20 protein-coding genes and 1 pseudogene are annotated in these 22,653 nt (G+C 72.3%); 9 read left to right on the forward strand and 12 right to left on the reverse strand.

What is annotated here, in order from left to right; all coding sequences use genetic code 11:
* Positions 1–42 precede the first annotated feature (42 nt).
* Complete coding sequence (locus ACIBVP_RS08680; protein WP_396105417.1) at positions 43–1,089, forward strand: hypothetical protein; 1,047 nt, start codon at positions 43–45, stop codon at positions 1,087–1,089.
* Positions 1,090–1,279: 190 nt separating this feature from the next.
* Entirely contained in the window at positions 1,280–3,796 is a 2,517-nt protein-coding gene (locus ACIBVP_RS08685) for a DEAD/DEAH box helicase (RefSeq protein ID WP_396105418.1), read from the forward strand.
* A gap of 30 nt (positions 3,797–3,826) precedes the next feature.
* Here ACIBVP_RS08685 and ACIBVP_RS08690 read toward each other — a convergent pair whose 3' ends face one another.
* Positions 3,827–4,321, reverse strand: coding sequence for a barstar family protein (locus ACIBVP_RS08690; protein ID WP_396105419.1), 495 nt, complete (start codon positions 4,319–4,321; stop codon positions 3,827–3,829).
* Positions 4,322–4,334: 13 nt separating this feature from the next.
* Positions 4,335–4,955, reverse strand: a complete 621-nt coding sequence (locus ACIBVP_RS08695; RefSeq protein ID WP_396105420.1) for a phosphoribosyltransferase — start codon at positions 4,953–4,955, stop codon at positions 4,335–4,337.
* Positions 4,956–5,082: 127 nt separating this feature from the next.
* Between ACIBVP_RS08695 and ACIBVP_RS08700 the strand changes: the two genes are divergently transcribed.
* The gene (locus ACIBVP_RS08700; RefSeq protein WP_396105421.1) at positions 5,083–6,132 is read left to right on the forward strand and encodes a glucose 1-dehydrogenase; all 1,050 of its coding nucleotides are present in this window, start codon (positions 5,083–5,085) and stop codon (positions 6,130–6,132) included.
* A 112-nt stretch (positions 6,133–6,244) separates the two neighbouring features.
* Positions 6,245–6,625: an STAS domain-containing protein gene (locus ACIBVP_RS08705; protein WP_396105422.1), complete on the forward strand. Its 381-nt coding sequence runs from the start codon at positions 6,245–6,247 to the stop codon at positions 6,623–6,625.
* A 28-nt stretch (positions 6,626–6,653) separates the two neighbouring features.
* On the opposite strand, the gene katG is transcribed toward ACIBVP_RS08705, so the two are convergent.
* The 3 genes from katG to ACIBVP_RS08720 are packed head-to-tail and all read right to left on the reverse strand — an operon-like array spanning position 6,654 to position 10,276.
* A complete protein-coding gene (katG, locus tag ACIBVP_RS08710; RefSeq protein ID WP_396105423.1) occupies positions 6,654–8,930 on the reverse strand; it encodes a catalase/peroxidase HPI in 2,277 nt (758 codons plus the stop codon).
* A 23-nt stretch (positions 8,931–8,953) separates the two neighbouring features.
* Positions 8,954–9,382 carry a Fur family transcriptional regulator gene (locus ACIBVP_RS08715; RefSeq protein WP_396105424.1) on the reverse strand — a complete coding sequence of 143 codons (429 nt, stop codon included), beginning with the start codon at positions 9,380–9,382 and terminating at the stop codon, positions 8,954–8,956.
* Between the two features lie 30 nt (positions 9,383–9,412).
* A complete protein-coding gene (locus ACIBVP_RS08720) occupies positions 9,413–10,276 on the reverse strand; it encodes an AraC family transcriptional regulator (protein ID WP_396105425.1) in 864 nt (287 codons plus the stop codon).
* A 93-nt stretch (positions 10,277–10,369) separates the two neighbouring features.
* Here ACIBVP_RS08720 and ACIBVP_RS08725 point away from each other — a divergent pair, with 93 nt between their 5' ends.
* The gene (locus ACIBVP_RS08725) at positions 10,370–11,161 is read left to right on the forward strand and encodes a phytanoyl-CoA dioxygenase family protein (protein WP_396105426.1); all 792 of its coding nucleotides are present in this window, start codon (positions 10,370–10,372) and stop codon (positions 11,159–11,161) included.
* On the opposite strand, the gene ACIBVP_RS08730 is transcribed toward ACIBVP_RS08725, so the two are convergent.
* The 4 genes from ACIBVP_RS08730 to ACIBVP_RS08745 form a co-directional block, all read right to left on the reverse strand.
* Positions 11,158–11,916: an N-acetyltransferase gene (locus ACIBVP_RS08730; protein WP_396105427.1), complete on the reverse strand. Its 759-nt coding sequence runs from the start codon at positions 11,914–11,916 to the stop codon at positions 11,158–11,160. The two genes, ACIBVP_RS08725 and ACIBVP_RS08730, sit on opposite strands and share 4 nt — an antisense overlap.
* Before the next feature lie 14 nt (positions 11,917–11,930).
* Complete coding sequence (gene glmS / locus ACIBVP_RS08735; protein WP_396105428.1) at positions 11,931–13,754, reverse strand: glutamine--fructose-6-phosphate transaminase (isomerizing); 1,824 nt, start codon at positions 13,752–13,754, stop codon at positions 11,931–11,933.
* 40 nt (positions 13,755–13,794) lie between these two features.
* Positions 13,795–14,067 (reverse strand): hypothetical protein, encoded by a 273-nt coding sequence (locus ACIBVP_RS08740; protein ID WP_396105429.1) that lies wholly within the window; start codon positions 14,065–14,067, stop codon positions 13,795–13,797.
* Between the two features lie 127 nt (positions 14,068–14,194).
* Complete coding sequence (locus ACIBVP_RS08745) at positions 14,195–15,496, reverse strand: aspartate aminotransferase family protein (protein ID WP_396105430.1); 1,302 nt, start codon at positions 15,494–15,496, stop codon at positions 14,195–14,197.
* A gap of 103 nt (positions 15,497–15,599) precedes the next feature.
* On the opposite strand from ACIBVP_RS08745, the gene ACIBVP_RS08750 reads away from it, so the two are divergent.
* Together ACIBVP_RS08750 and ACIBVP_RS08755 are read left to right on the forward strand one after the other, a co-directional pair.
* Positions 15,600–16,040 carry an Lrp/AsnC family transcriptional regulator gene (locus ACIBVP_RS08750; protein ID WP_396105431.1) on the forward strand — a complete coding sequence of 147 codons (441 nt, stop codon included), beginning with the start codon at positions 15,600–15,602 and terminating at the stop codon, positions 16,038–16,040.
* A 247-nt stretch (positions 16,041–16,287) separates the two neighbouring features.
* A pseudogene (locus ACIBVP_RS08755) lies at positions 16,288–16,746 on the forward strand (RNA polymerase sigma factor); the annotation flags it as partial.
* 385 nt (positions 16,747–17,131) lie between these two features.
* Here ACIBVP_RS08755 and ACIBVP_RS08760 read toward each other — a convergent pair.
* The 3 genes from ACIBVP_RS08760 to ACIBVP_RS08770 all read right to left on the reverse strand — a co-directional run bounded on the left by ACIBVP_RS08760 (position 17,132) and on the right by ACIBVP_RS08770 (position 21,779).
* Complete coding sequence (locus tag ACIBVP_RS08760; protein ID WP_396105432.1) at positions 17,132–18,334, reverse strand: SRPBCC family protein; 1,203 nt, start codon at positions 18,332–18,334, stop codon at positions 17,132–17,134.
* A 106-nt stretch (positions 18,335–18,440) separates the two neighbouring features.
* Positions 18,441–20,081, reverse strand: a complete 1,641-nt coding sequence (locus ACIBVP_RS08765) for an AMP-binding protein (RefSeq protein ID WP_396105433.1) — start codon at positions 20,079–20,081, stop codon at positions 18,441–18,443.
* A 138-nt stretch (positions 20,082–20,219) separates the two neighbouring features.
* Entirely contained in the window at positions 20,220–21,779 is a 1,560-nt protein-coding gene (locus tag ACIBVP_RS08770) for a PucR family transcriptional regulator (protein WP_396105434.1), read from the reverse strand.
* 114 nt (positions 21,780–21,893) lie between these two features.
* Here ACIBVP_RS08770 and uraD point away from each other — a divergent pair, with 114 nt between their 5' ends.
* Together uraD and uraH are read left to right on the forward strand one after the other, a co-directional pair.
* Entirely contained in the window at positions 21,894–22,352 is a 459-nt protein-coding gene (gene uraD / locus ACIBVP_RS08775) for a 2-oxo-4-hydroxy-4-carboxy-5-ureidoimidazoline decarboxylase (protein WP_396105435.1), read from the forward strand.
* A complete protein-coding gene (gene uraH / locus ACIBVP_RS08780) occupies positions 22,349–22,642 on the forward strand; it encodes a hydroxyisourate hydrolase (protein ID WP_396105436.1) in 294 nt (97 codons plus the stop codon). The genes uraD and uraH overlap by 4 nt, the downstream gene beginning before the upstream one ends.
* Positions 22,643–22,653: the final 11 nt, after the last annotated feature.

Consider the following 22,653-nt stretch of genomic DNA (forward strand, 5'->3'; position numbering starts at 1 on the left):
AAAGCGTGACAAACAGGCAGCGGACAGTGCACGGTGTAGGACATGGCCCAGCCCAGGGTCGACGACCTATTACGCCGACTACTCGTCCAGTGCGCGCCGGAGCAGGCGGTCACGGCCGCCGACATCGCCACCGGCTACCGCTCCGGGCTCGTGGTGACCGGTCCCAAGCCGCGCCACACGGTCCGCCACTTACGCCGCACCGGCTACGCAGGCCCGATCCTCTGCGACGCCGGTCGCTACAGCGGTAGCCACCCGCTTCGCGCGGGTGCCGGTCTACGCGGCGCGTGGACAGCGGAACAGCACGACCTCGGCCTCGTCGCCCTCACCGACTCCGGATACCTCTCCCCCGGCGACTGGCCGGGACTGCACCGGCTGCTGGCCGACGCGCGAGGCCACCCACCACCACTGCTCGTGACGCTGCCGCTGGGCGCGGGCTGGTTCGCGGTGCCCGCCTGGATCGACCGGCTCGTCGCCACGCTGAACAACGCGCGCCTGCCGGTCGCGGTCGCGGTGGTCGGCGAGTCCTTCGCCACCCGCTACGTCACGCGCGGCCTGGTCCGGTTGCTGACCGTGACCGTGCCGGTCGTGCTGCTGCGGTCGGACATCGGCGCGCTCGGCGCGGTCTGCCACGGCGCGCACGCGGGCGCGCTCGCCACCACGTCGGGACTGTTCGTGCCCGCGCTGCTCGGTCACCACCGGCCCGCGGTGCTCGCGCGGATCGTCGAGCGGACGCCCGGGCTCGCGGACCTGTGGCCGTGCGGCTGCCCGGAGTGCGGCGGCGGTGTGCCCGGCGACCTGTCGCCCGACGGGATCTACCGGCACTCGCTGCACGCCCAGCTGGCGCTCGGCGACCGGCTGCTGTCCGCGCGGCGCGACCTCACGGCCATGACCGGGGCGTGGCGTGCGCAGTGCGAGCAGGCGCTGTCGGTGCACGAGGAGATCGCGGACCTCATGCCGCCCTGGCCGGTGCCGCCCGCACTGCGCTGGTGGCGCGACGCTCAGCCGCCATCGGTCGGCGCGTCCGTGCCGCGCCAGAACTCCTACGACGCGAGCGACCGGCGGGAACGGATCGACCGGCGCACCTCGTAGTCGGCGCACCTCATGGCCGAGGGGCATGGCACGAGCCTGCGCGAGAGCGACGGAGCGGACGCCGTCTGGACTGAGGAGCGCGGTGAAGGGGGAAGGGGAGGTGGGCGGGGCGCTAGCGCCGAGCACGCGACGAGGGAAGACGGCGTGCTAGCGGAGGAGCGGAGCGCGGGGATGCAACACTGTTGGCATCATGACTCTCACCGACGTGTTCCCCCCGAGGACCGACTCCGCGGCCGATCCCGACGCCCTCTTCGACGCCTTCTCCACCTGGGCCGAGGAGCAGGGCCTCTCGCTGTACCCGGCGCAGCAGGAGGCGATGATCGAGATCGTCTCCGGGGCGAACGTCATCCTCGCCACGCCGACCGGCTCGGGCAAGAGCATGGTCGCCATGGGCGCGCACTTCGCCGCCATGGCGAACGGGCAGCGCAGCTTCTACACCGCGCCGATCAAGGCGCTGGTGTCGGAGAAGTTCTTCGCGCTGTGCGAGGTCTTCGGCGCCGAGAACGTCGGCATGATCACCGGTGACTCCAGCGTGAACTCGGCTGCGCCGATCATCTGCTGCACCGCGGAGATCCTCGCCAACATCGCGCTGCGCGAGGGCTCGTCGGCCGATGTCGGCGTCGTGATCATGGACGAGTTCCACTTCTACTCCGAGCCCGACCGCGGCTGGGCGTGGCAGGTGCCGCTGCTGGAGCTCAACGACTCCCAGTTCCTGCTCATGTCCGCCACGCTCGGTGACGTCACCCGGTTCCAGGAGGACCTGACCCGGCGCACCGGCAAGCCGACCGCGGTCGTCACGTCGGCCGAACGGCCCGTGCCGCTGTTCTACTCGTTCCGCCTCACCCCGCTGCACGAGACGATCGAGGAACTGCTCGCCACCAACCAGGCGCCGGTCTACGTCGTGCACTTCACGCAGGCCGCGGCTCTGGAACGCGCGCAGAACCTGATGAGCATCAACGTCTGCACCCGCGAGGAGAAGGACCAGATCGCCAAGCTGATCGGAAACTTCCGGTTCACCGCGGGCTTCGGCAAGACGCTCTCGCGGCTGGTGCGCCACGGCATCGGGGTGCACCACGCGGGCATGCTGCCCAAGTACCGGCGGCTCGTGGAGCGGCTCGCGCAGGCCGGGCTGATGAAGGTCGTGTGCGGCACCGACACGCTCGGCGTCGGCATCAACGTGCCGATCCGCACGGTCGTGTTCACCGCACTGTCCAAGTACGACGGTCAGAAGGTGCGGCTGCTCAAGGCACGCGAGTTCCACCAGATCGCGGGCCGGGCCGGCCGGGCGGGCTACGACACCGTCGGCAACGTGGTCGTGCAGGCGCCCGAGCACGTGATCGAGAACGAGAAGGCGCTCGCGAAGGCCGGCGACGACCCGAAGAAGCGCCGCAAGGTGGTGAAGAAGAAGCCGCCCGAGGGTTCGATCGGCTGGGGCGAGCCGACGTTCCAGCGGCTCGTCGAGGCCGAACCGGAGCCGCTGACGTCCAGTTTCGCGGTGTCGCACTCGATGCTGCTGAACGTGATCGGCCGTCCTGGCGACGCGTTCACCGCGATGCGCAAGCTGCTGGAGGACAACCACGAGGACCGGCCCGCGCAGCGCAGGCACATCCGCCGCGCCATCGCCACCTACCGGGCACTGCTGTCCGCGGGCGTGGTCGAGCGACTGTCCGAACCGGACGAACAGGGCCGCTCGGTCCGGGTGACCGTGGACCTGCAGATGGACTTCGCGCTGAACCAGCCGCTGTCGCCGTTCGCGCTCGCCGCCGTCGAACTGCTGGACATGGAGTCGCCGTCCTACGCGCTGGACGTGCTGTCGGTCATCGAGTCCACGCTGGAGGACCCGCGCCAGATCCTGTCCGCGCAGGAGCACAAGGCACGCGGCGAGGCGGTGGCGGCCATGAAGGCCGACGGCGTCGAGTACGAGGAGCGGATGACGCTGCTCGAGAACATCACCTACCCGAAGCCGCTCGCGGAGGAGCTGCTGTACGGGGCGTTCGAGACCTACCGCCGGGGGCACCCGTGGGTCGCGGACTACCAGCTGCGGCCGAAGTCCGTCGCACGCGACATGTTCGAGCGGTCCATGACGTTCACCGAGTACGTCGCCTTCTACCAGCTGTCCCGCAGCGAGGGCATCGTGCTGCGCTACCTCGCCGACGCGTACAAGGCGTTGCGGCAGACCGTGCCCGACGAGGCCAAGACCGAGGAGCTGTCGGATCTCATCGAGTGGCTCGGTGAGCTGGTGCGGCAGGTCGACTCCAGCCTGCTCGACGAGTGGGAGAAGCTCACCAACCCAGACGACGACACGGTGTCGGCGGACGCCGACGAGCGGGCCCCGGCGGTGACCCGCAACGTGCGTGCGTTCCGGGTGCTGGTGCGCAACGCGTTGTTCCACCGGGTGCAGCTCGCCGCCGCCCGCCGCTACGCCGATCTCGGCGCCCTCGACTCAGACGCCGGCTGGGACACCGAGGCGTGGATGGACGCGCTGGCGCCCTACTTCGAGGAGCACGACGAGATCCGCACGGGCCCGGACGCCCGCGGCCCGAAGTTCCTGATGATCACCGAGCACGACGACCGGTGGGAGGTCAGGCAGATCTTCGACGACCCGGAAGGCGACGGCGACTGGGGCATCGTGGCCGAGGTCGACCTGGCGGAGTCGGACGAGATCGGCGCGGCGGCGGTGAAGGTCCTGGACGCGGGCCAGCTCTGAGGTCGGCGCACGAAGTCCCCGGCGAGGCCCCTAGTGCCGGGACTCGGTGCGGTTCCACCCGACCGGGGTCGCGCCTACCGGGTCGAACCGGAGGTCCGGGTCATCGGGCTGGACGAGGCAGATCATGCGGTGGCCGTGGAGCAACCCGATCCGCGCGTTGTCGGCCAGGATGTCGAGGACGACCTGCGCGGCCCGGGCGTCGGCGGCGGCGAAGGCGTCGTAGCCGGTGACCACGAACGCGGTGCCCGCGGCCGCGCGGTCCGCGCCGTAGGCGTACGCGGCGACGTCCCGCATGCAGTCGTTGAACGCGTCGAGGTTGCCGCCGAAGTAGTCCGGGAAGTCCAGCTCCTCCTTGACCGCGGCCGCGAACGCGTCCCGCGTGCCCCAGGCACGTGCGTCGAGCCGGTGGATCAGGTAGCCCAGCCCCGCGAGCGTCGCGACGGTGTCGTCGAGCACCGCGTGCCGGTGGTAGAGCGTCACCGGGCCGTTCTCGAGGAGGCGGAGGTCCGCGCCGAGGGGTGCCACGTGATCAGCGTAGTCACCGCAGCAGCGCACGCACCCGGTCGTCCGGCACCTGCGTGAAGTCGTCGTACCACTGGCCCACCGCGGCGAACCGCTTCGGCGTCACCGGGCACACGATCTCGTCGGCGAGCGGGGCGAGTGCCGCGAGCGAGTCCGGCGGCGCGACGGGCACGGCCAGCACGACGTGCGCCGCGCCGAAACCACGCAGCACCCGCAACGCGGCGACCACGGTGGCTCCGGTGGCGATCCCGTCGTCGACGAGGATCACCGTGCGGTCCCGCAGGTCCGGCCGGGTGCCGGGCCGCAGCACGGCGGCGCGGCGGCGGATCTCGGCGCGTTCGTGCTCGATCCGGTCGGTGAGGTCGTCCCACGATATGCCCAACTCCCGCAGCACGGCTTCGTTGCGGACGGTGACCCCGTCCTCCCCGATCGCGCCGACGGCCAGTTCCTCCCGGTCCGGCGCGCCGATCTTGCGCACCAGCACGACGTCCAGCTGCGCACCGAGCGCGGTCGCGATCTCCGCGGCGACCGGCACCCCGCCGCGCGGCAGTCCGACGACCACCGGGGCGGCGGTGCGAAGGTGGTGAAGGCGCGCGGCGAGCGCCCGTCCCGCGTCGGCGCGGTCTCGGAAGCGCATGCCTCAAGTGTCGCCCCTCGACGCGTACTCCGCCCAGCACACCGCGCGTGGTTGCGCCACTCGGCGGGTCCGTGCAGGCAGACCCCTGCCCGTGCGGATCACCACGCGCTGGGGTAAACCGGCTGTCATGCGTGCGTTGACAGTGAAACCGGGGCGGGCGGGCTCGCTCGAGGTCGGGGACGTGCCGGAACCGGGTCCGGAGGCGGGGGCCGTGCTGGTGGACGGCCTGGCGGTCGGGGTGTGCGGCACGGACAAGGAGATCGCGAACGGTGAGTACGGGTGGGCGCCGCCCGGCGCGGAGCGGCTCGTGCTCGGGCACGAGTCCCTCGGCCGGGTGCGGGAGGCGCCCGACGGCAGCGGGTTCGCCCCCGGTGACCTGGTCGTCGGGGTGGTGCGCAGACCGGACCCGGAGCCGTGCGGCGCGTGCGCGCACGGCGAGTTCGACATGTGCCGCAACGGCCGGTACACCGAGCGCGGGATCAAGGAACTGGACGGGTTCGCCAGCGAGCGGTGGCGGGTCGAGCCGGACTACGCGGTGCGGCTGGACCCACGTCTCGAACCGGTCGGGACGTTGCTGGAACCCACGACGGTGGTGGCGAAGGCGTGGGAGCAGGTGGAACGGGTCGGCGCGCGGTCGTGGTTCGAACCGCGGCGTGTGCTCGTCACCGGCGCCGGTCCCATCGGGCTGCTGGCGGCGCTGCTCGGTGCGCGGCGCGGCCTGGACGTGCACGTGCTCGACCGGGTGACCGAGGGCCCCAAGCCCGGGCTCGTCACCGCGCTCGGCGCGACGTACCACCACGAACCGGCGAGCGAGGTCGCCGCGCGGCTCCAGCCCGACATCGTGATCGAGGCGACCGGCGCGGGCCAGGTCGTGGTCGACGTGCTGGCGAACAACGCCGCCTACGGCATCGTCTGCCTCACCGGCGTGTCGGCGGCGGGCCGCGGCATCAGCGTCGACGCGGGTGCCGTGAACCGCGAACTGGTCCTGGAGAACGACGTCGTCATCGGCTCGGTGAACGCGAACCTCCGGCACTACCGGCAGGCCGCCGACGCACTCGCCGAGGCCGACCTCGCGTGGCTGGACCGGATGATCACCCGCCGGGTGCCGCTGTCCGCCGCGGCCGACGCCTTCGACACCCGCGAGGACGACGTGAAGGTCGTCGTCACGCTGACGTGAGGAGCGCACCGCGAGACTGAATCGGCGAGGACCGGACCTGCGCCGGAAACGTGGACCCGGCCGGTGATCTCGTGACACAGTCGACGCCGAGGCCTGACCCGAGAGGGGACATGTGGACGAGAAGGCACCGGACGTCGACCTCCTGAGCATGACCAGCGAGGTCACCGACCGCGCGGTCCTGGTCCACGCCGTCGGCGAGGTGGACCACCTCACCGCTCCCCAGCTCGCCGCCGAACTGGGCAGGGCGGGTCTGGACGCCTCGTCGACCCGGCCCGTCGTGCTCGACATGACGAGCGTCTCGTTCATGACGTCGGCGGGCCTCGCCGTGCTGGTCGAACACCACCGGGGCAGGCGGGCGCACCACGCGCTGCGGATCGTCGTCGGCGGCTCCCCCGTCGGGCAGTCGCTGCGGCGGACCGGGCTCCACCAGTTCCTGTCGACGTACGACACGCTCGCGGAGGCACTCGCGGACGGGCCCGGCCGATCGTCCTGATCGGCCGGGCCCGTGGGTCGCGCTGGGATCAGGCCAGGTCGAACCGGTCGAGTTCCATGACCTTCGTCCACGCCGCGACGAAGTCGGCGACGAACTTCTCGCGCGCGTCCTGGCCGGCGTAGACCTCGGCGAGGGCACGCAGCTGCGAGTTGGCGCCGAAGATGAGGTCGACCGCGGTGGCGGTCCACTTCACCTCGTCGGTCGCCACGTCACGGACCTCGTACACGTTCTCCTCGGACTCCGACGCCTTCCACCGCGTGCCCGGCGAGAGCAGGTTGGCGAAGAAGTCGTTCGTGAGCACGCCCGGCCGGTCGGTGAGCACGCCGTGCCGGGTACCGCCGACGTTGGCGCCGAGGGAACGCAGGCCGCCGACGAGGACGGTCATCTCCGGCGCGGTCAGGTCGAGCATGTACGCGCGGTCGACGAGCAGCACCTCCGGCTGGAGCTTCTCGCCCGCCCGCAGGTAGTTGCGGAACCCGTCGGCACGCGGTTCGAGCACCGCGAACGAGTCGGCGTCGGTCTGCTCCTGGGTCGCGTCGGTGCGGCCGGGGTGGAACGGCACGGTCACCTCGACGCCCGCGTCACGCGCCGCCTTCTCGACGGCGGCCGAGCCGGCCAGCACGATCAGGTCGGCGAGCGAGATCGTCGCGCCGCCCGCGTCGTTGAACTCCCGCTGGATGCCCTCGAGGACCGGCAGGACCGTCGCGAGCTGCTCGGGCTGGTTGACCTCCCAGCCGCGCTGCGGCTCCAGGCGGATCCGCGCGCCGTTGGCACCGCCGCGCTTGTCCGTGGACCGGAAGCTCGCCGCGGACGCCCACGCCGTGCTGACCAGCTGGGCGGTCGTGAGGCCCGACTCGAGGACCTTCGCCTTGAGGGCGGCGATGTCGGCGTCACCCACGAGGTCGCCCTCGACGGCGGGCACCGGGTCCTGCCACAGCTGCGGCTCGGCGACCCACGGCCCGAGGAATCGGCTGACCGGGCCCATGTCGCGGTGCAGCAGCTTGTACCAGGCCTTGGCGAACGCCAGCGCGAACTCGTCCGGGTGCTCCAGGAACCGGCGCGAGATCTTCTCGTACGCCGGGTCGACGCGCAGCGCGACGTCGGTCGTGAGCATCGTCGGCCGGTGCTTCCGGTCCGGGTCGTGGGCGTCCGGGATGATCTCCGGGCCGTCCTTGGCGACGTACTGCTTGCCGCCGCCCGGGCTGGTGGTCAGCTCCCACTCGTAGCCGAAGAGGATCTCGAAGAAGCGGTTGCTCCACTGCGTCGGCTTGTCGGTCCACGTCACCTCGAGCCCGCTGGTGATCGTGTCGGCGCCCGCGCCGCTGCCGTGGGTGGAGAGCCAGCCGAGGCCCTGCGCCTCCAGCGGGGCGGCCTCGGGCTCCGGGCCGACGTGGTCGTCGGCGACACCCGCGCCGTGGGTCTTGCCGAAGGTGTGGCCGCCCGCGATCAGGGCGACGGTCTCCTCGTCGTTCATCGCCATCCGGGCGAACGTCTCCCGGATGAAGTGCGCCGCCTCGGCCGGGTTCGCGTTGCCGCGCGGGCCCTCCGGGTTGACGTAGATGAGCCCCATCTCGGTCGCGCCGAGCTCGGGCACCATCTCCGTGTCACTGGCGTAGCGCTCGTCGCCGAGCCAGGCGTCCTCGGGGCCCCAGAAGATCTCCTCGGGCTCCCACACGTCCTCGCGGCCGAAGCCGAAGCCGAAGGTCGTGAAACCCATCGACTCCAGCGCGACGTTGCCCGCGAGCACGAGCAGGTCGGCCCACGAGACCTTCTGGCCGTACTTCTGCTTGACCGGCCACAGCAGCCTGCGTGCCTTGTCGAGGTTGGCGTTGTCGGGCCAGCTGTTGAGCGGGGCGAACCGCTGACCGCCGTCGCCCGCGCCGCCGCGGCCGTCGTGGATGCGGTAGGTCCCCGCCGAGTGCCAGCTCATGCGGATCATGAGCCCGCCGTAGTGGCCGAAGTCGGCCGGCCACCAGTCCTGCGAGGTGGTGAGCACCTCGACGATGTCCTTCTTGAGGGCGTCGACGTCGAGCTTGGCGAACTCCTTGGCGTAGCTGAAGCTCTCCCCCAGCGGGTTGCCCTTGGACGAGTGGGCGTGCAGCACCGACAGGTCGAGCTGGTTGGGCCACCAGTCCCGGTTGGTCCTCGGACGCCGCCCCGTCTTCGAGGTCGGCGAGTCGATCGCCGGGTTCTCGCTCTCGCTGCCGTGCGCCGTCACGGAGTCGTGCGCGACCGGGCACCCGGCCGCCGCGTTCTCGTCCACACCCTGCGCGCTGGAGGGGCCGTTGTCCTGGGTGGAGCTCATCTACTTCCTTCCGATGTGGCGTTTCATGTGGCGGTGCGCGTGGCCGCGCAGTCGGGGCAGGTGCCCCAGTAGACGACCTCGGCCTCGTCGACCACGAACCCGTGGTCGACGGAGGCGGTGAGGCACGGCGCGTGGCCGACCGCGCACTCGACGTCCGCGATCGCGCCGCAGGAGCGGCACACGACGTGGTGGTGGTTGTCCCCCACACGGGACTCGTAGCGCGCGGTCGCGCCGGCGGGCTGGATGCGCCGCACGAGACCGGCGTCGGTGAGTGCCTGAAGCACGTCGTAGATCGCCTGGTGGGACACCGCGGGGAGATCGGCACGCACGAGTTCGATGACCGTCTGCGTGTCGATGTGCGGGTTGTCGCGCAGCGCGGCGAGCACCGCCAACCGGGGCCGGGTCACGCGCAACGAGACCGCCCGGAGCTGCGACTCGAAGTCGGACGTCACACCTCGACCCTAACGCTTATCTGGAACAAATCAACTTATAGTCGCCCCTGTCGCCCGACTGTGTCTCCGGTAGTCACGCGGCGTGAGCCCGACCAGGGCGCGGAACCGGCGGGCGAAGTACGTCGGGTCGTCCCAGCCGACGGCGGCGCCGACCTGGGCGGCGGGCAGGTCCGAGTGCGTCAGCAACGTGGCGGCGCGCTCCGCCCGCACCCGCGCCAGGAACGCCATGGGCGTCACCCCCACGTGCCGCACGAACAGGCGGCCGAGGTAGGCGGGGTCGAGGTTGACCACGCTCGCCAGTGCGTCGAGTCGCCACCGCCGTTCCGGTGCCGCCTCCAGCCGGGCGAGGACGGCCGCGACCGCGGGGTGGCTCGCGGGCGCCTCCTCGTCGGCGCCGCGGCCGTCGGCGAGGATGCCCAGCACGGCGACCAGCCGGCCAAGCAGGCGCCCGGGCCTGGCCGCCGTGAGGTCCCGTTCGAGCCCGCCGATCTCCGCGATGGCCTCGTCGGCGGCGTCCTCGTCGACCGTGACGACCGCGACGCCGTGGGTGCCCGCCGCCATCGGTTCGGTCCACAGTGGCCTGCGCAGCGCCGGGAAGTCGTGCAACGCGGCCAGTTCGGTCCGCAGCGCCTGGGCCGACAGGCAGCAGTTGGCGACCGTGAGGCCGGCGCAGTCGCGGAACCCGTGCCAGGCGCCGGGGCGCAGGACCACGACCTGCCCGCGCCGCACGTCGTGCTCGCCGTGACTGGTGACGTGCCTGCCCCGGCCGGACCCGATCACGGCTATCTCGACGAAGTCGTGCGCGTGTGCCTCGACGTCCGCGTTCAGGCGGTGGACGCCGCCCCAGATGGGTCCGTGCGCGAACAGCGCGTGCTCGTGCAGCGTCGTCGTCATGTCGGGATCGTACGAGTACCGGCCGGGATCGGACTAGGCATGACGTCAGCTCGCGCTGACACTGGGTGGTGACCGAAACCTGTGGAGGACAGCATGTTCACGACCGATCAGACAGCGGCGAGCGAGGTCGACGGCGACGGCCGGGTACCGGAGGAACTCGTCGACGCGTACCGCGAACACGGGTTCGTCCGAGTCCGTGGCGTGCTCGAGCCAGACCGGGTCGAGCGCCTCCGGGCCCACGCGGAGGCGTTCCTGACGGCGCACCGGGCGGACAGCCTGGAGCAGCGGGGAACGTTCAGCCAGCTGGTCAACGTCTGGCGACAGGACGAGAACCTGCGCGCGCTCACGTTCGACCCGCGACTCGGCCGCGTCGCCGAACAGCTCGCCGGGTTCCCCCTGCGGCTCTGGCACGACCAGCTGCTGGTCAAGGAACCGCGCAACAACCTCGCCACGGAGTTCCACCAGGACCGCCCGTACTGGCCGCACGCCGGCGACCGGCTCCCGCTGTCGGCGTGGATCGCGCTGGTCGACGTCCCTCCGGAGCGCGGCTGCATGACGTTCCTGCCCGGCACGCAGCACCGCGCCGGCCTGCGCCCGCAGGACCTGCACGACGAGGACGACCTGTTCGCGGCGGACCCCGAGTTGCGCTGGGTCCCACGCGTCACCGTGCCGCTCCGCGCGGGCGACTGCACCTTCCACAGTGGATACACCGGGCACATGGCGCTGCCCAACCGGACCGACGTGGCGAGGATCGCCCACGTCGTCATCTACATGGACGCTGCGACGACGTACGACGGCACCCCACACGTCGTCACCGACCCACTCGGCCTCACCCCGGGTGACCGGCTCGACGGCGAGACGTTTCCCCGTCCGTGGCGTGCCTAACCCAGCCGGTGCCGGACCCACACGCCCGGTTCGACGTAGACGGCGTGGTCGTGCTCGGCGCTGCAGTGCACCGGCACGAGCCCACCGGGCACGACCACGTCGCCCGTCCGGTCGAACGGCCGACCCGTCCACGTGCGCCACTCCGCGAGTGAGCCGCTGATCACCATCGCGCGCGGGCACACGCCGACGATCTCGCCGCCCGCGCGGACGTGGGTGCGCAGCCACGGGTCGGCGGGCAGCCCGTCGGCGCGGGTGCGGTGGGCGTACTCGCTCATCGGCGTGTCCGGTTCGGCGGGCTTGCCCGACGGCCGCACCGGCGCGACGAACTCCTCGTACCCGAGGCGGCGGACGTTGGCGCGCATGGCGTCGAGCAGCACCGCCGCGAGCCCCTCGCCCCGGCGGTCCGGCCGGATGGTGATCTCCAGCGCCGACACGAGGTTCGGCTCCCGGCCCGCCGCGCGGTCCAGCGCCGCCCACCGGATGACCGCGTCCCAGCCGTCCCCCGGCAGGGCGGTGCGCCCGCCGAACCCGTACGCGAACGGCACCGAGAACGCCCGCGCCACCGCCACGTCGGGCGCCGACGCCTCGTACGCCACGAGAGCGTGCTCCGGGTGGTCGTGCGGCGCACGGGTGAAGTACAACGAGGCCATCGGGTCCTGCAGGACGAACGCGGGCCACGCGTCGTCGAGCTGCCACAGCATGTCGGCGAGGTCAGGACGCCGGTCCATCGTCTCGATGATCAACTCTTCGGCCATGGCCGGATTCTGGCTCATTCGACGGTGACGGACTTGGCCAGGTTGCGGGGCTTGTCGATGTCGTAGCCGAGCGTGAGCGCCGCGTGGTAGGCCAGCAGCTGGAGGGGAATGGTGAGGAGGACGGGGTCGAGCTCCGGCTCGGTCTTGGGCACCACGATGCGTGGGACGTCCAGCTCGCCGAAGTCGACGTCGTCGTGGGTGACGGCCAGGACCGGGCCGCCGCGGGCCTTGATCTGCTGCACGGCGGCGAGGTTGCGCCCGGACAGCTCGTCGGACGGCACGATCGCGACCGTGGGCACGGACTCGTCGATCAGCGCCAGCGGGCCGTGCTTGAGCTCGGAGGTCTGGTACGCCTCGGCGTGCCGGTAGGAGATCTCCTTGAACTTCTGCGCGCCCTCCCTGGCCACCGGGTAGCCGCGGACGCGACCGACGAAGAACAGGCTGGTGGCGGCCGCCGCGGTCGTCGCGTGCTCCGCGATCGCCTGCTCCTGGTCCAGGATCGCCCTGACCTGTCCCGGCAACGCGCGGAGGGCGCCGATGACCCGCTGACCGTCCGCGTTGGACAGATCGCGCACCCGGCCGAGCGCCAGCGCGACCAACGCGAAGCCGACGGCCATGTTGGTGAGCGCCTTGGTCGACGCGACCGCGATCTCCGGACCCGCGTGCAGGTACACGCCGCCGTCACAGGCGCGGGCGATGGTCGAGCCGACGACGTTCACCAGGCCCACCACCCGGCCGCCCTTGCGCCGGATCTCCTCGACCGCGAACGCCGTGTCCATCGTCTCGCCGGACTGGCTGACGGCGATGTAGAGCGTGTCCGCCTCGATGATCGGGTTGCGGTAGCGGAACTCGGAGGCGGCCTCGGCGTCGGCGGGGATCCTGGCCAGCTCCTCGATCATCGTCGCGCCGATCTGGCCCGCGTAGTAGGCCGATCCGCACCCGAGGATCTTCACGCGGGTGAACCCGCGCAGCTCCCGGGGAGAGAGGTTGAGCCCGTCCAGGCGGGACACGCCGAACCGGTCGTCCAGCCTGCCCCGGATCACCCGCTCCACGCAGTCGGGCTGCTCCTGGATCTCCTTGTACATGTAGTGCGGGTAGCCACCGAGCTGGAGGTCGTCCGCGTCGATGTCGATCTCGGTCGCGGGTTTGGTGGTGTCGCTCTCCTCGACCGTGAAGGTCCGGTACCCGGTCGCGGAGACCGTCGCGAACTCGCCGTCCTCGAGGTGCGCGACCCGCGACGTGTGCCGGACCAGCGCCGCCAGGTCGCTCGCGACGAACATCTCGCGGTCACCGACCCCGATGATCAGCGGCGACCCGTTGCGCGCGACCACGAGCCGGTCGGGCCGCTCGGTGTCGAGGACGGCGATCGCGTACGTGCCGGTGACCCGGGACATGGCGTCGACCACCGCCTCTTCGAGCGTCGTCGCGCCGGACCGGCTGATCAGGTGGGCCAGCACCTCGGTGTCGGTCTCGGACGTCAGGGTGACGCCCGCGCCGGTGAGGTGGGCGCGCAGGGCGTCGGCGTTGTCGATGATGCCGTTGTGCACCACGCGGATCCGGCCGTCCTCCGACGTGTGCGGGTGCGCGTTGTCCTCAGTGGCCGGTCCGTGCGTCGCCCACCGCGTGTGCCCGATGCCCGCCTTGCCGGTCATCCGCTTCGGCAGCGCGGCCGCGAGGTTGCGGACCCGGCCCACGACCCGGTGCACCTGGGCGCTCCCCTTGGCGCCGACCACGGCCAGCCCGGCCGAGTCGTAGCCGCGGTACTCGAGCCTGGTCAGCCCCTCGACGATGACGGGGACCGCGTTCTGGGCGCCGATGTAGCCGACGATTCCGCACATGCTGACGTGACCTCACTTGCCGTGGTGTGGTGACCGACCGTCACCCGTAGACGATGCGCCGCAGCTGGCGTTCGGACAGGACCGGCGCGGCGACGAGCCTGCCCCGCAGCTCGGCCGCGATCACGGGGAAGATCTCCGGGTTCTTCTTCCCCTCGGCCTGCAGCTCCGCGTGCCTGCGCCGGACGTACTGCTCGGCGGGCAGGCGGTAGAACGCCAGGACGTCCTCGACCACACGCGCGGCGACGTTCGGCGACAGGCCGGTGGACGACGCCACGCGTTCGATGAGGTCCGCATCCCGCACGCCGGACATCATGCACACACACCCACCCGAAAGGCCAATTCCTGCCCGAAATCGGGCAGGAAGCGACGGGAAGGCCGCCGAGCCGGGTCGGAGAAGGGGGTGACCCGGCCCGGCGGCCGTCTGGAGGGAGGCCTCGCGGTCAGGCCTGGTGGGCGGTGTCGGTGAGGGCCTGGTCGAGGATCGCCAGACCGCGGTCGAGCTCGGCGTCGGTGATGGTCAGCGGCGGCGCCATGCGGAAGATGCTGCTGCTGCCGGGGAACTGGACGATGTTGAGGTGCAGGCCCAGGTCGAGGCACCGGGCGGTGACCTTCGCCCCGACGTCGCCCGCGGGCTGCTTGCTGGTCCGGTCGGTGACGAGTTCGATGCCCTGGAGCAGGCCGCGGCCGCGCACGTCGCCGATGACCTCGTGGCGGGTCTGGAGTTCGAGCAGGCCGTCGCGGAGGCGGCCACCGAGGCGGCGGGCGGTCTCGTCGTAGCGGTCGCGGGCCAGGACGGTGACGACGGTGAGCCCGACGGCGGCGGCGAGCGGGTCGTTGACGTGGGTGGTGCCGAAGTAGAACCCGCGCTCGTGGCAGACCTGCTCGATCTCGTCGGTGGTGATCACCGCGGACAGCGGCATGCCCGCGCCCAGGGTCTTGGACAGCGTGAGGATGTCCGGGCGCACGCCGTCGCGCTGGAAGGCGTACCAGTCGCCGGTGCGGCACAGCCCGGTCTGGGCCTCGTCGAAGATCAGCAGCATGCCGCGCTCCTCGCACTTGCGTTTGAGGGCGGCGAAGTAGCCGGGCGGGGGTTCGATGATGCCACCCGTGCTCAGGATGGGCTCGGCGATGAACGCGGCGAGGCTGCCCACGGACTGGCGGTCGACCATCGCGAAGGCGTGGTCCAGCTCCGCCTGCCAGTCGTGGCGCCCGTCGCGGGTGAACAGCGGCCGGTAGGGGTTCGGGGTCGGGACGACGAGGTTGCCCGGCGCCACCGGCCCGTACCCGGCCCGCCGGATGGCGAAGGTCGCCGCGCCGGACGCGTGGGTGACGCCGTGGTAGGACTGGTCGAACGCGACGACCTCGTGACCGCCGGTGAACAGCTTGGCCATCCGGATGGCCGCCTCGTTCGACTCGCCGCCGGTGCTGAGCAGCATGACCTTGCTCAACGGCGCGGGCAGCGACGCCACCAGCGCTTCGGCCAGGTCGACCACCGGGCGGCTGAGCATCCAGCTGAAGAGGTGGTCGAGGGTGGCGATCGACCGACTGACGGTCTCGACGATCTCCGGGTGCGAGTGGCCGAGCAACGCGCTCATCTGCCCGGAGGTGAAGTCGAGGATGGCGCGGCCGTCGCTGTCGAACACCTCCGCCCCGGCCGCGCGTTCGATCACGGCCGGGACGAAGTCGTTGGCGGCGTAGCGGATCAGTCTGTCGCGTGCCGTCGACCAGAACTCGTCGGTCATGTCCTGCCCCTGTCTCGCGGTGGTGGGGCAAGGTTAGGAAAGTCGGCGCGGCACGCGATTGCGATCATTGCCGGTCGGTGGCCGTGGTGCGCATAATTCGAGCGTGGATCGCATTGATCGCGCAATAATCGACCAGCTGCGCCGTGACGGGCGCCAGAGCAACACGGAGCTGGCCGATCGTGTGGGGCTGACCCCGTCGCCGTGTCTGCGCCGGGTGCGGCGACTGGAGGACGACGGGGTGATCCTCGGTTACCACGCGCGCGTGGACCTCGCCGCGCTCGGGCGCGGGTTCGAGGTTCACGTCGAACTCGAACTGGCCAACCAGACCCAGCGCACGTTCGAGGAGTTCGAGAGTGCGCTGGTGGCGCTGGACGAGGTCGTCGAGGCGCGCCGGATGTTCGGTGCGCCTGACTACATCGCGTTGGTCGCCGTCGCCGACGTGGCCGCGTACGAGCAGTTCATGACGCAGCGGCTGGCTACGCTGCCCGGTCTCGGCAAGCTCCAGTCGCGGTTCGCCATGAAGACGTTGAAGGCTGACCGGTGACGTTGGGCTCGTCCCAGTTGACCATCCTGTGTGGACACGTCCGGGTGGCCGGGCCCGTTGCTCCAAACAGGTGAGAACCGCGAATTGTTGGTTGAAGCCGCAACCTCCTCCCGTCGCACCCGTTATGCCGGGCATGCACGTGCAGTTGCACGGTCACTGGGGAGGTGTGATGGCGGAGGAAGCGGTCGACACAGCCGCGGGCACGCCGAGTGACGCGGCGCTCGCCACGGCGGTCCGCGACGGGGACATGGCCGCGTACGGCCTGCTGTACGCCCGCCACTTCCACGCGGCCCGGCGGCTCACCGCGTCGCTCGGCATCGCCGGGGCCGAGCGGGACGACCTGGTGGCCGAGGCGTTCACGCGTGTGCTGCGGATCCTCCGCGCGGGAGGCGGGCCCGGCGAGGACTTCCGGCCCTACCTGCTGCGGACCGTCCGCAACACGCTGATCAGCTGGCGGCGGAGCAACCACGACATGTGGCCGGTCCCGGACGTGCCCGAGGTCGCGCCCGCGCCCGGGCCCGAGGACGCCGTCTGCACCCGTCTCCAGGCCTCGACGGCCGCGCGGGCCTTCGCGAGCCTGCCGGAACGCTGGCAGGCGGTGCTGTGGCGCACCGAGGTCGAGAACGAGTCGCCGGGCCAGATCGCGCAGGCACTGCGGATGACCCCGAACAGCGTGGCCGCGCTCGCCTACCGGGCCCGGGAAGGGCTGCGCCAGGCGTACCTGTCCGAGCACATCCCGGACAGCGACCGCGGGATGTGCCGGACCATCGCCGCTCAGCTCGCGAACTGGATCCGGCACGGCGGCACCGAGTACCGGACCCGCCGGATCACCACGCACCTGCGGGGGTGCGGGGACTGCCGGGACCTCGAGGCGAGCCTGCGGCACCTGAACCAGGAACTGCCCGCCCTCCTCGCCCCCCTCATCGTCACCGCGCCTGCCATCCTGGCGAACTCCGCCGCGGGGCCCTGGTTGTCCGCCGTGAAGTCGGTCATCACGGGCGCCGCCCTGCTCGCGACGGCCGTGCTCGGCACCGGGCCCGCCGTCCCGGTTCCGACAGCGCCGCTCGCGGCGGTGCTCGCGGCGCCGGGGCCTATGAGCCCACCGACTGGAGGTCCAGTGCGGTCCGCAGTCGTTGCAGGTCGTCGTGGAGCTTGCGGGCCGGGTTCGCGCCGAGCAGCGCCGCGACGGCGTGGCCGATGGCGCCCGCGACCGGGTTGTAGGTGAGCTCCACCTGCACCCGGGTGCGGCCGTCGTCGAGCGGGTCGAGGCGCATCGTCCCGCTGTGTGCGACCAGCTCGCCCTCCCGGGTCTGCCACGAGATCCGGCGACCCTCCTCCCGTTCGGTCTCCTCGGCGTCGAACCGGATCGGCAGCCCACCCGGACCGCTGATCTCCCACCGGGACATCCGGCCGTCCTCCGACCGGTTGACCAGCCGCACGTCCGGCATGAACATCGGGAACACGCTGTAGTCGCTCACGACCGACCACACCCGGCCAGGCGACGCGGGCACGCACACGGCGGCGTGGAGCCGGACCGCTCGGCGGCCCGCGCCGAGCCCGGTGATCCGCCGCATCGGCAGGTTGGTCGCCACGCGTGCGGCGACCGCCGTCCCGGCGCCGCGCAGCGCCCAGGCCACCGGCGCGGGTGCGCGGCGCGACACCAGCCACGACCCGACGGCGGCGGTCCCCATCAGGAAACGCGCGGTCGGCGACCACTGCTCCTGCATCAGCTCCATGGTGGGCACCCGCGCGCGGCCGTTGCCCTGCAGCGCGGACACCCCGGTGGTGTCGGTGTGGGCGGTCCAGTCCCCGGCGAGCCGCCGGACCCCCGGTACGCGCCGCAGCGCACGCCGGGCCCGCTGGTCCTCGGCGGCTAGCACGTCACCGGTGAGCGTCACGACCCCCTCCGTGACGTGGACGTGCACCGCGTGCGGGTGGCTGACGTGCCTGCCCAGCTCGGCGCGCACCCGCTCGTGCAGCACGTCGTCCTCGACGCGGCGACCCGCCACCAGGTAGCGGGCACCCGCGACCATGCCCCGGCCGCGGCCTGCCATGTCCCTGGCCAGGACGCGGCAGCCGTTGTCGATCACCGAGGAGGCGTGCACCGCCTTGTCGCGCACCTTCGCCCGCCGGGCACGGCCGCGGTCGGGGTCCAGCACGTACTCGACAGCGGCACCGACCCCGGCCGCCAACGCGGCAGCCCCCACCACGGGCGGCAGCGGCACCGCACGCTCCTCGACGACGGTCGCCCCGCGGGTCCGGCCCACGACACGGCGCACCTGAACAGCCATCATGATCAACCCCTCTCGGGTCGCGTCCCCCTCACTGCGCTACCCGATCGAGCGCACGGTGAAACAGGACCTCCCGGCGGGCGACCCGGTCGTGGTCGTCGGCGCGCGGTTACGGCGCGGTGTCGAACAGGGCGCGCAGCTCGTACTTGCGGAGCTTGCCCATCGGGTCGCGCGGCAGCTCGTCGACGAGTTCCAGGCGGTCGGGGTGGTACGCCTCGGTCATGCCCGCGCCGCGCAGGTGGTCGCGCAGGTCAGCCAGGGTCAGGGGCTCGCCGCCGGGCACGACCACGGCACAGACCTGGTCACGCGGGCCGTCCGTGCAGCCGATGATCGCCACGTCCTTGACGCCGGGGTGCCGCTGCAGTTCCTCCTCCACGTCCCGCACCGGAATCATCAACGCGTTCTCCGGGTCGTAGACGCGGTCGGCGACGCGGCCCTCGATGCGGATGCCGCCCCGCCCGTCCGGCCGGGCGATGTCGCCGGTGTCGAACCAGTCGCCGTGCCCGGCGCCGGTGGCCGGGATGTCCGCGATGTCGCCGGTGATGGTGCCGACACACATCGACGCGCCACGCACCTGCAGCGCCCCGGTCGTGCCGCCGCCCTCCGGGGTGACCACGCGCACCTCCAGGCCGGGCAGCGCGCGGCCGTCGCTGTGGGCCGACCAGTCGTGCGGGTCGTCGGCCCGCACCGCCGTGCCCACCACGTTCTCGGTCATGCCCCACACCGCGTGCAGCGGCACACCGAACGTCTCCCGTGCGAGCCCCACGATGCCGGGTGGCACGGTCGTGCCGCCCGCCATGACCGCGCGCAGGGACGTCAGGTCGCGGGGCCGCTCACGCTGTGCGGCGATGAGCGCGGCGAGGGTGGGCGCGGAGGTCAGGAGTCGGGTCGACTCCGCCCGAGCCATCAGGTCGAGCATCGCGCCGGGGTCGGTACCGTCCTGGAACACACCGGCGCCGCCGGTCAGCAGGACCCCGAAGACCGCCCACAGCGGGCACGCGATGTGGCTCACCCGCATCGTGGTGGCCGCCCGGTCCGCACCGGGCCCCCGCACCGCCTCCGCCGTGAAGCCGCTGGTGCCCGCGTAGATCGTGTTGCAGGTGTGCAGCACGCCCTTGCGTTCGCCGGTGCTGCCGGAGGTGAACAGCACGACCGACGGCTGGTCCGGGTCCACGGGCGACAACGACGACAGGTCGGGGTCCGGCCGGTCGACGAAGCACTCGTGGAAGTCCACGGCGCCGGTGTCCTCGGCGTCGCCGTGCACGACCCGGTGCCGCAGCTCCGGCAGCCGCGGCGCCATCTCGGCGAGTGCACGCGCGTGCCCGTGGCCGGCCCAGCTGTCCACGGTGACGCACACCCGCGCGCCCGTCCTGGCCAGCACCCGCTCGATCTCCCGCGCCCGCAGCTGCGGCACGATCGGCTGCGCGATCGCACCGACCCGCAGGCAGGCCAGCAACAACGCCGCCGTCTCCCACCAGTCGGGGAGCTGGAAGGCGACCACGTCACCGGTGCGCACGCCGAGGTCGGCCAGTCCGCCCGCCATGCGCCGGACCTGCTGGTCGAAGTCGCGGTAGGACACCACCCGCACCGTGCCGTCCGCGGTCCGCCCGTTGATCATCGCCGGTGCGTCAGGACGGAGGCGGGCCGACTCGGCCAGGTCGTCGAGGAAGGTCGTGTCCCGCCACCAACCGTTGCTCCGGTAGTGGCGTGCGAGATCGGGATCGGTGGTCAGTCGAACCAGGGACGTCACGCTGCGTCCTCCGCGGGAGATCGGGGGTCGGCGAGGGAACCCGGCGAAGGTTCGGCGCCGGGGCTCGCCATGCGGAAGACGGAGATTACCCGACCGGATGCGGCAGTCAATTGTTCTTGACCGGCACGGGCGGCGGGCTCACGGCAGGAGGCTCAACGCGAGGTGGAGGTCGACGCGGTCAGGGAAGGACGAGAGGTCCCGGCCGGTCAGTTCGGCGACGCGGCCGATGCGGTACCGCAGGGTGTTCACGTGGACGTGCAGCTCCGCCGCGGCCTGCGACCAGGAGCCGGAGTGGCGCAGGAAGACCTCCAGAGTGCGCACCAGCTCCGAACGGTGCGCGGCGTCGTAGTCCAGCACGGGGCCGAGCACGCGCGAGCGGAACGACTGGCGCAGTTCCTCGGGCACCGCGGCGAGCAACAGCGGATGCGACGCCACGTCGTCGCCCGCCACCACCGCGGCGCGGCCGGACGACAGCTCGGCGAGCTTGCGTGCGTGCCGGGCCTCGTGCAGACCGGACCGCAGTGCCACGGCGTCGGAGGCACGGCTCGCGCCGACCGAGAGCTGTGCCGAGCCGAGCGCGGGCGCCACGGAGTCCACCGCGTCCCGGATGCCCGCGACGAGCGCGGTGACGGCGCCCAGCCCGGTCTCCGGCGGGATCCGCGCGACGCCGACCGTCTCGCCGTCGATCTCCGCGACCACCGCGCGGTCCCCGAGCGGGGCGAGGAGTTCGGTCAACAGCACGGGCGCGAGCCCGGGCCCGCCGCCGCACAGGCTCAGGGACAGCGCGCAGACCGCGTCCGCGGGCGCCAGGTCCACTTCGGACAGACGGGCGGCGATCTGTGCGGACGTCGTGTGTTCGGCCAGCGCCAGGCGCAGCACGGGTTCCGCCGCACGGCTCGCGATCCGCCGTTCGTCGTCCAGCCGGGCCCGTTCGAGCCCGGCCAGCGTCGCGAGTTCCGCGGCCAGCTCCCGGCGCACGGAGTCCCAGTCCTCGTGATCGCCCGCCACGGCGAGGAACCAGCTGACCATCCGGTGGCTCGCGCGTGCCGCCGCGGACAGCAGCGTGACGGGCCCGTGTGCGGTGGCGACGACCTTCGGCAGCCGGTCGGCCTTGAGGAACTCGCCCGCCAGGAGGGCCCGCTCCGGCTCGCCGGGTCCGGCGACCACGCGGCCGGTGGCGCTCAGCACCCAGCTGTCGGCGCCGAGTTCGCGGGCGCCCGCGGCGAGCAGGGAGGTGATCCCGCCGCCCTCCGCCACAGCGGTCACGAGCCTGCGGTAGCGGTCGAGGAACTGCCCGGCGCCGGGTGTGCGTTGCGCGCGTTCCGCGGCGAGCCAGAGGACCGCCTGCTCGCTGACCGTCGCGAACGAGACGTTCACCGGGACCCCCAGCAGCGGCACACCGTGCCGGCTGCACGCGTCGACGACGTGCTGCGGCACCGGCCCGCCACCGCGTTCCGCGGTACCGGCACAGAGCGCGACGACGTCGGCCTCCGCGAGTGCGGCGACGAACGCCTCGGAGTCGGCCGCGGTCGGCCACCACTCCATGCCGCTCAGCACCAGCTCCCCGCCGGTCAGGTACCGGCGGGGGTCGCGGAGCGTGGCGGTGAAGACGCGCTCGAAGTTCCGGTCGAGCTGGTCCTCGCCGACGAGCACGGTCAGCCCGAGCTGTTCGGCCGCCAGCAGTGCGCTCAGTCGCATCAGGTCTCCTTCCCGGCTTTGTAGGAAAGCACAAAAACGGGTGCGTCGCGGGCTTGGTCTTTCGGTGGTTCCGCCGCTGTCGGACGTCCTGACCTGGGCTGTGTACTGGGTCACATGCACGAACCGGCCATCACCGAGCTGCTCGCCTGCTGCGCGTCGCCCACGTGGGCGGCGGCGGTCGCCGACGGCGGCCCGTACCTGGACACCGACGCGCTTCTGCTGGCGGCCGACGCGGCGCTCGCGGCGCTCGACTGGTCCGAGGTCGACAAGGCGCTCGCCGCGCACCCCCGCATCGGGGAGCGCGGCGCCGCGACGGGCCGGGAGGCGGAGTGGTCGCGTCAGGAGCAGTCCGCCGCCGCGGACGGCGACGCGGCCGCGCTGGCACAGGCCAACGCCGAGTACGAGCGGGTGTTCGGGCGGGTGTTCCTGGTCGACGCGACCGGCCGGTCCGCCGCCGAGATCCTGGCTGAGCTGCGTGCCCGGCTCGGCAACGACGAGGACACCGAGCGTGCGGTGGTCCGGGAGCAGCTGCGCGGGATCGTGCGGCGGCGGCTGGCGCGGGTCGTGTCATGAGCCTGTCCACGCACGTCCTCGACGCGGCGACCGGCCGACCCGCGCGGGGTGTCCCGGTCCGCCTCGAACGGGCCGACGGCACGGTCCTCGCCGAGGCCAGCACGGACGCAGACGGCCGGATCACCGGCTGGGCGCCCGCCGAGGGTGTGCACCGGCTCGTGTTCGACACCGGCGGCAACGCCTTCTTCCCCGAGGTCACGGTGACCTTCCGGATCACCGACACCGACGCCCACCACCACGTCCCGCTGTTGCTGAGTCCCTTCGCGTACACGACCTACCGCGGCAGCTGAGAAAGGAGAAC

It is taken from the genome of Actinophytocola sp. NPDC049390, from assembly GCF_044466355.1.
Classification (GTDB): Bacteria; Actinomycetota; Actinomycetes; order Mycobacteriales; family Pseudonocardiaceae; genus Actinophytocola.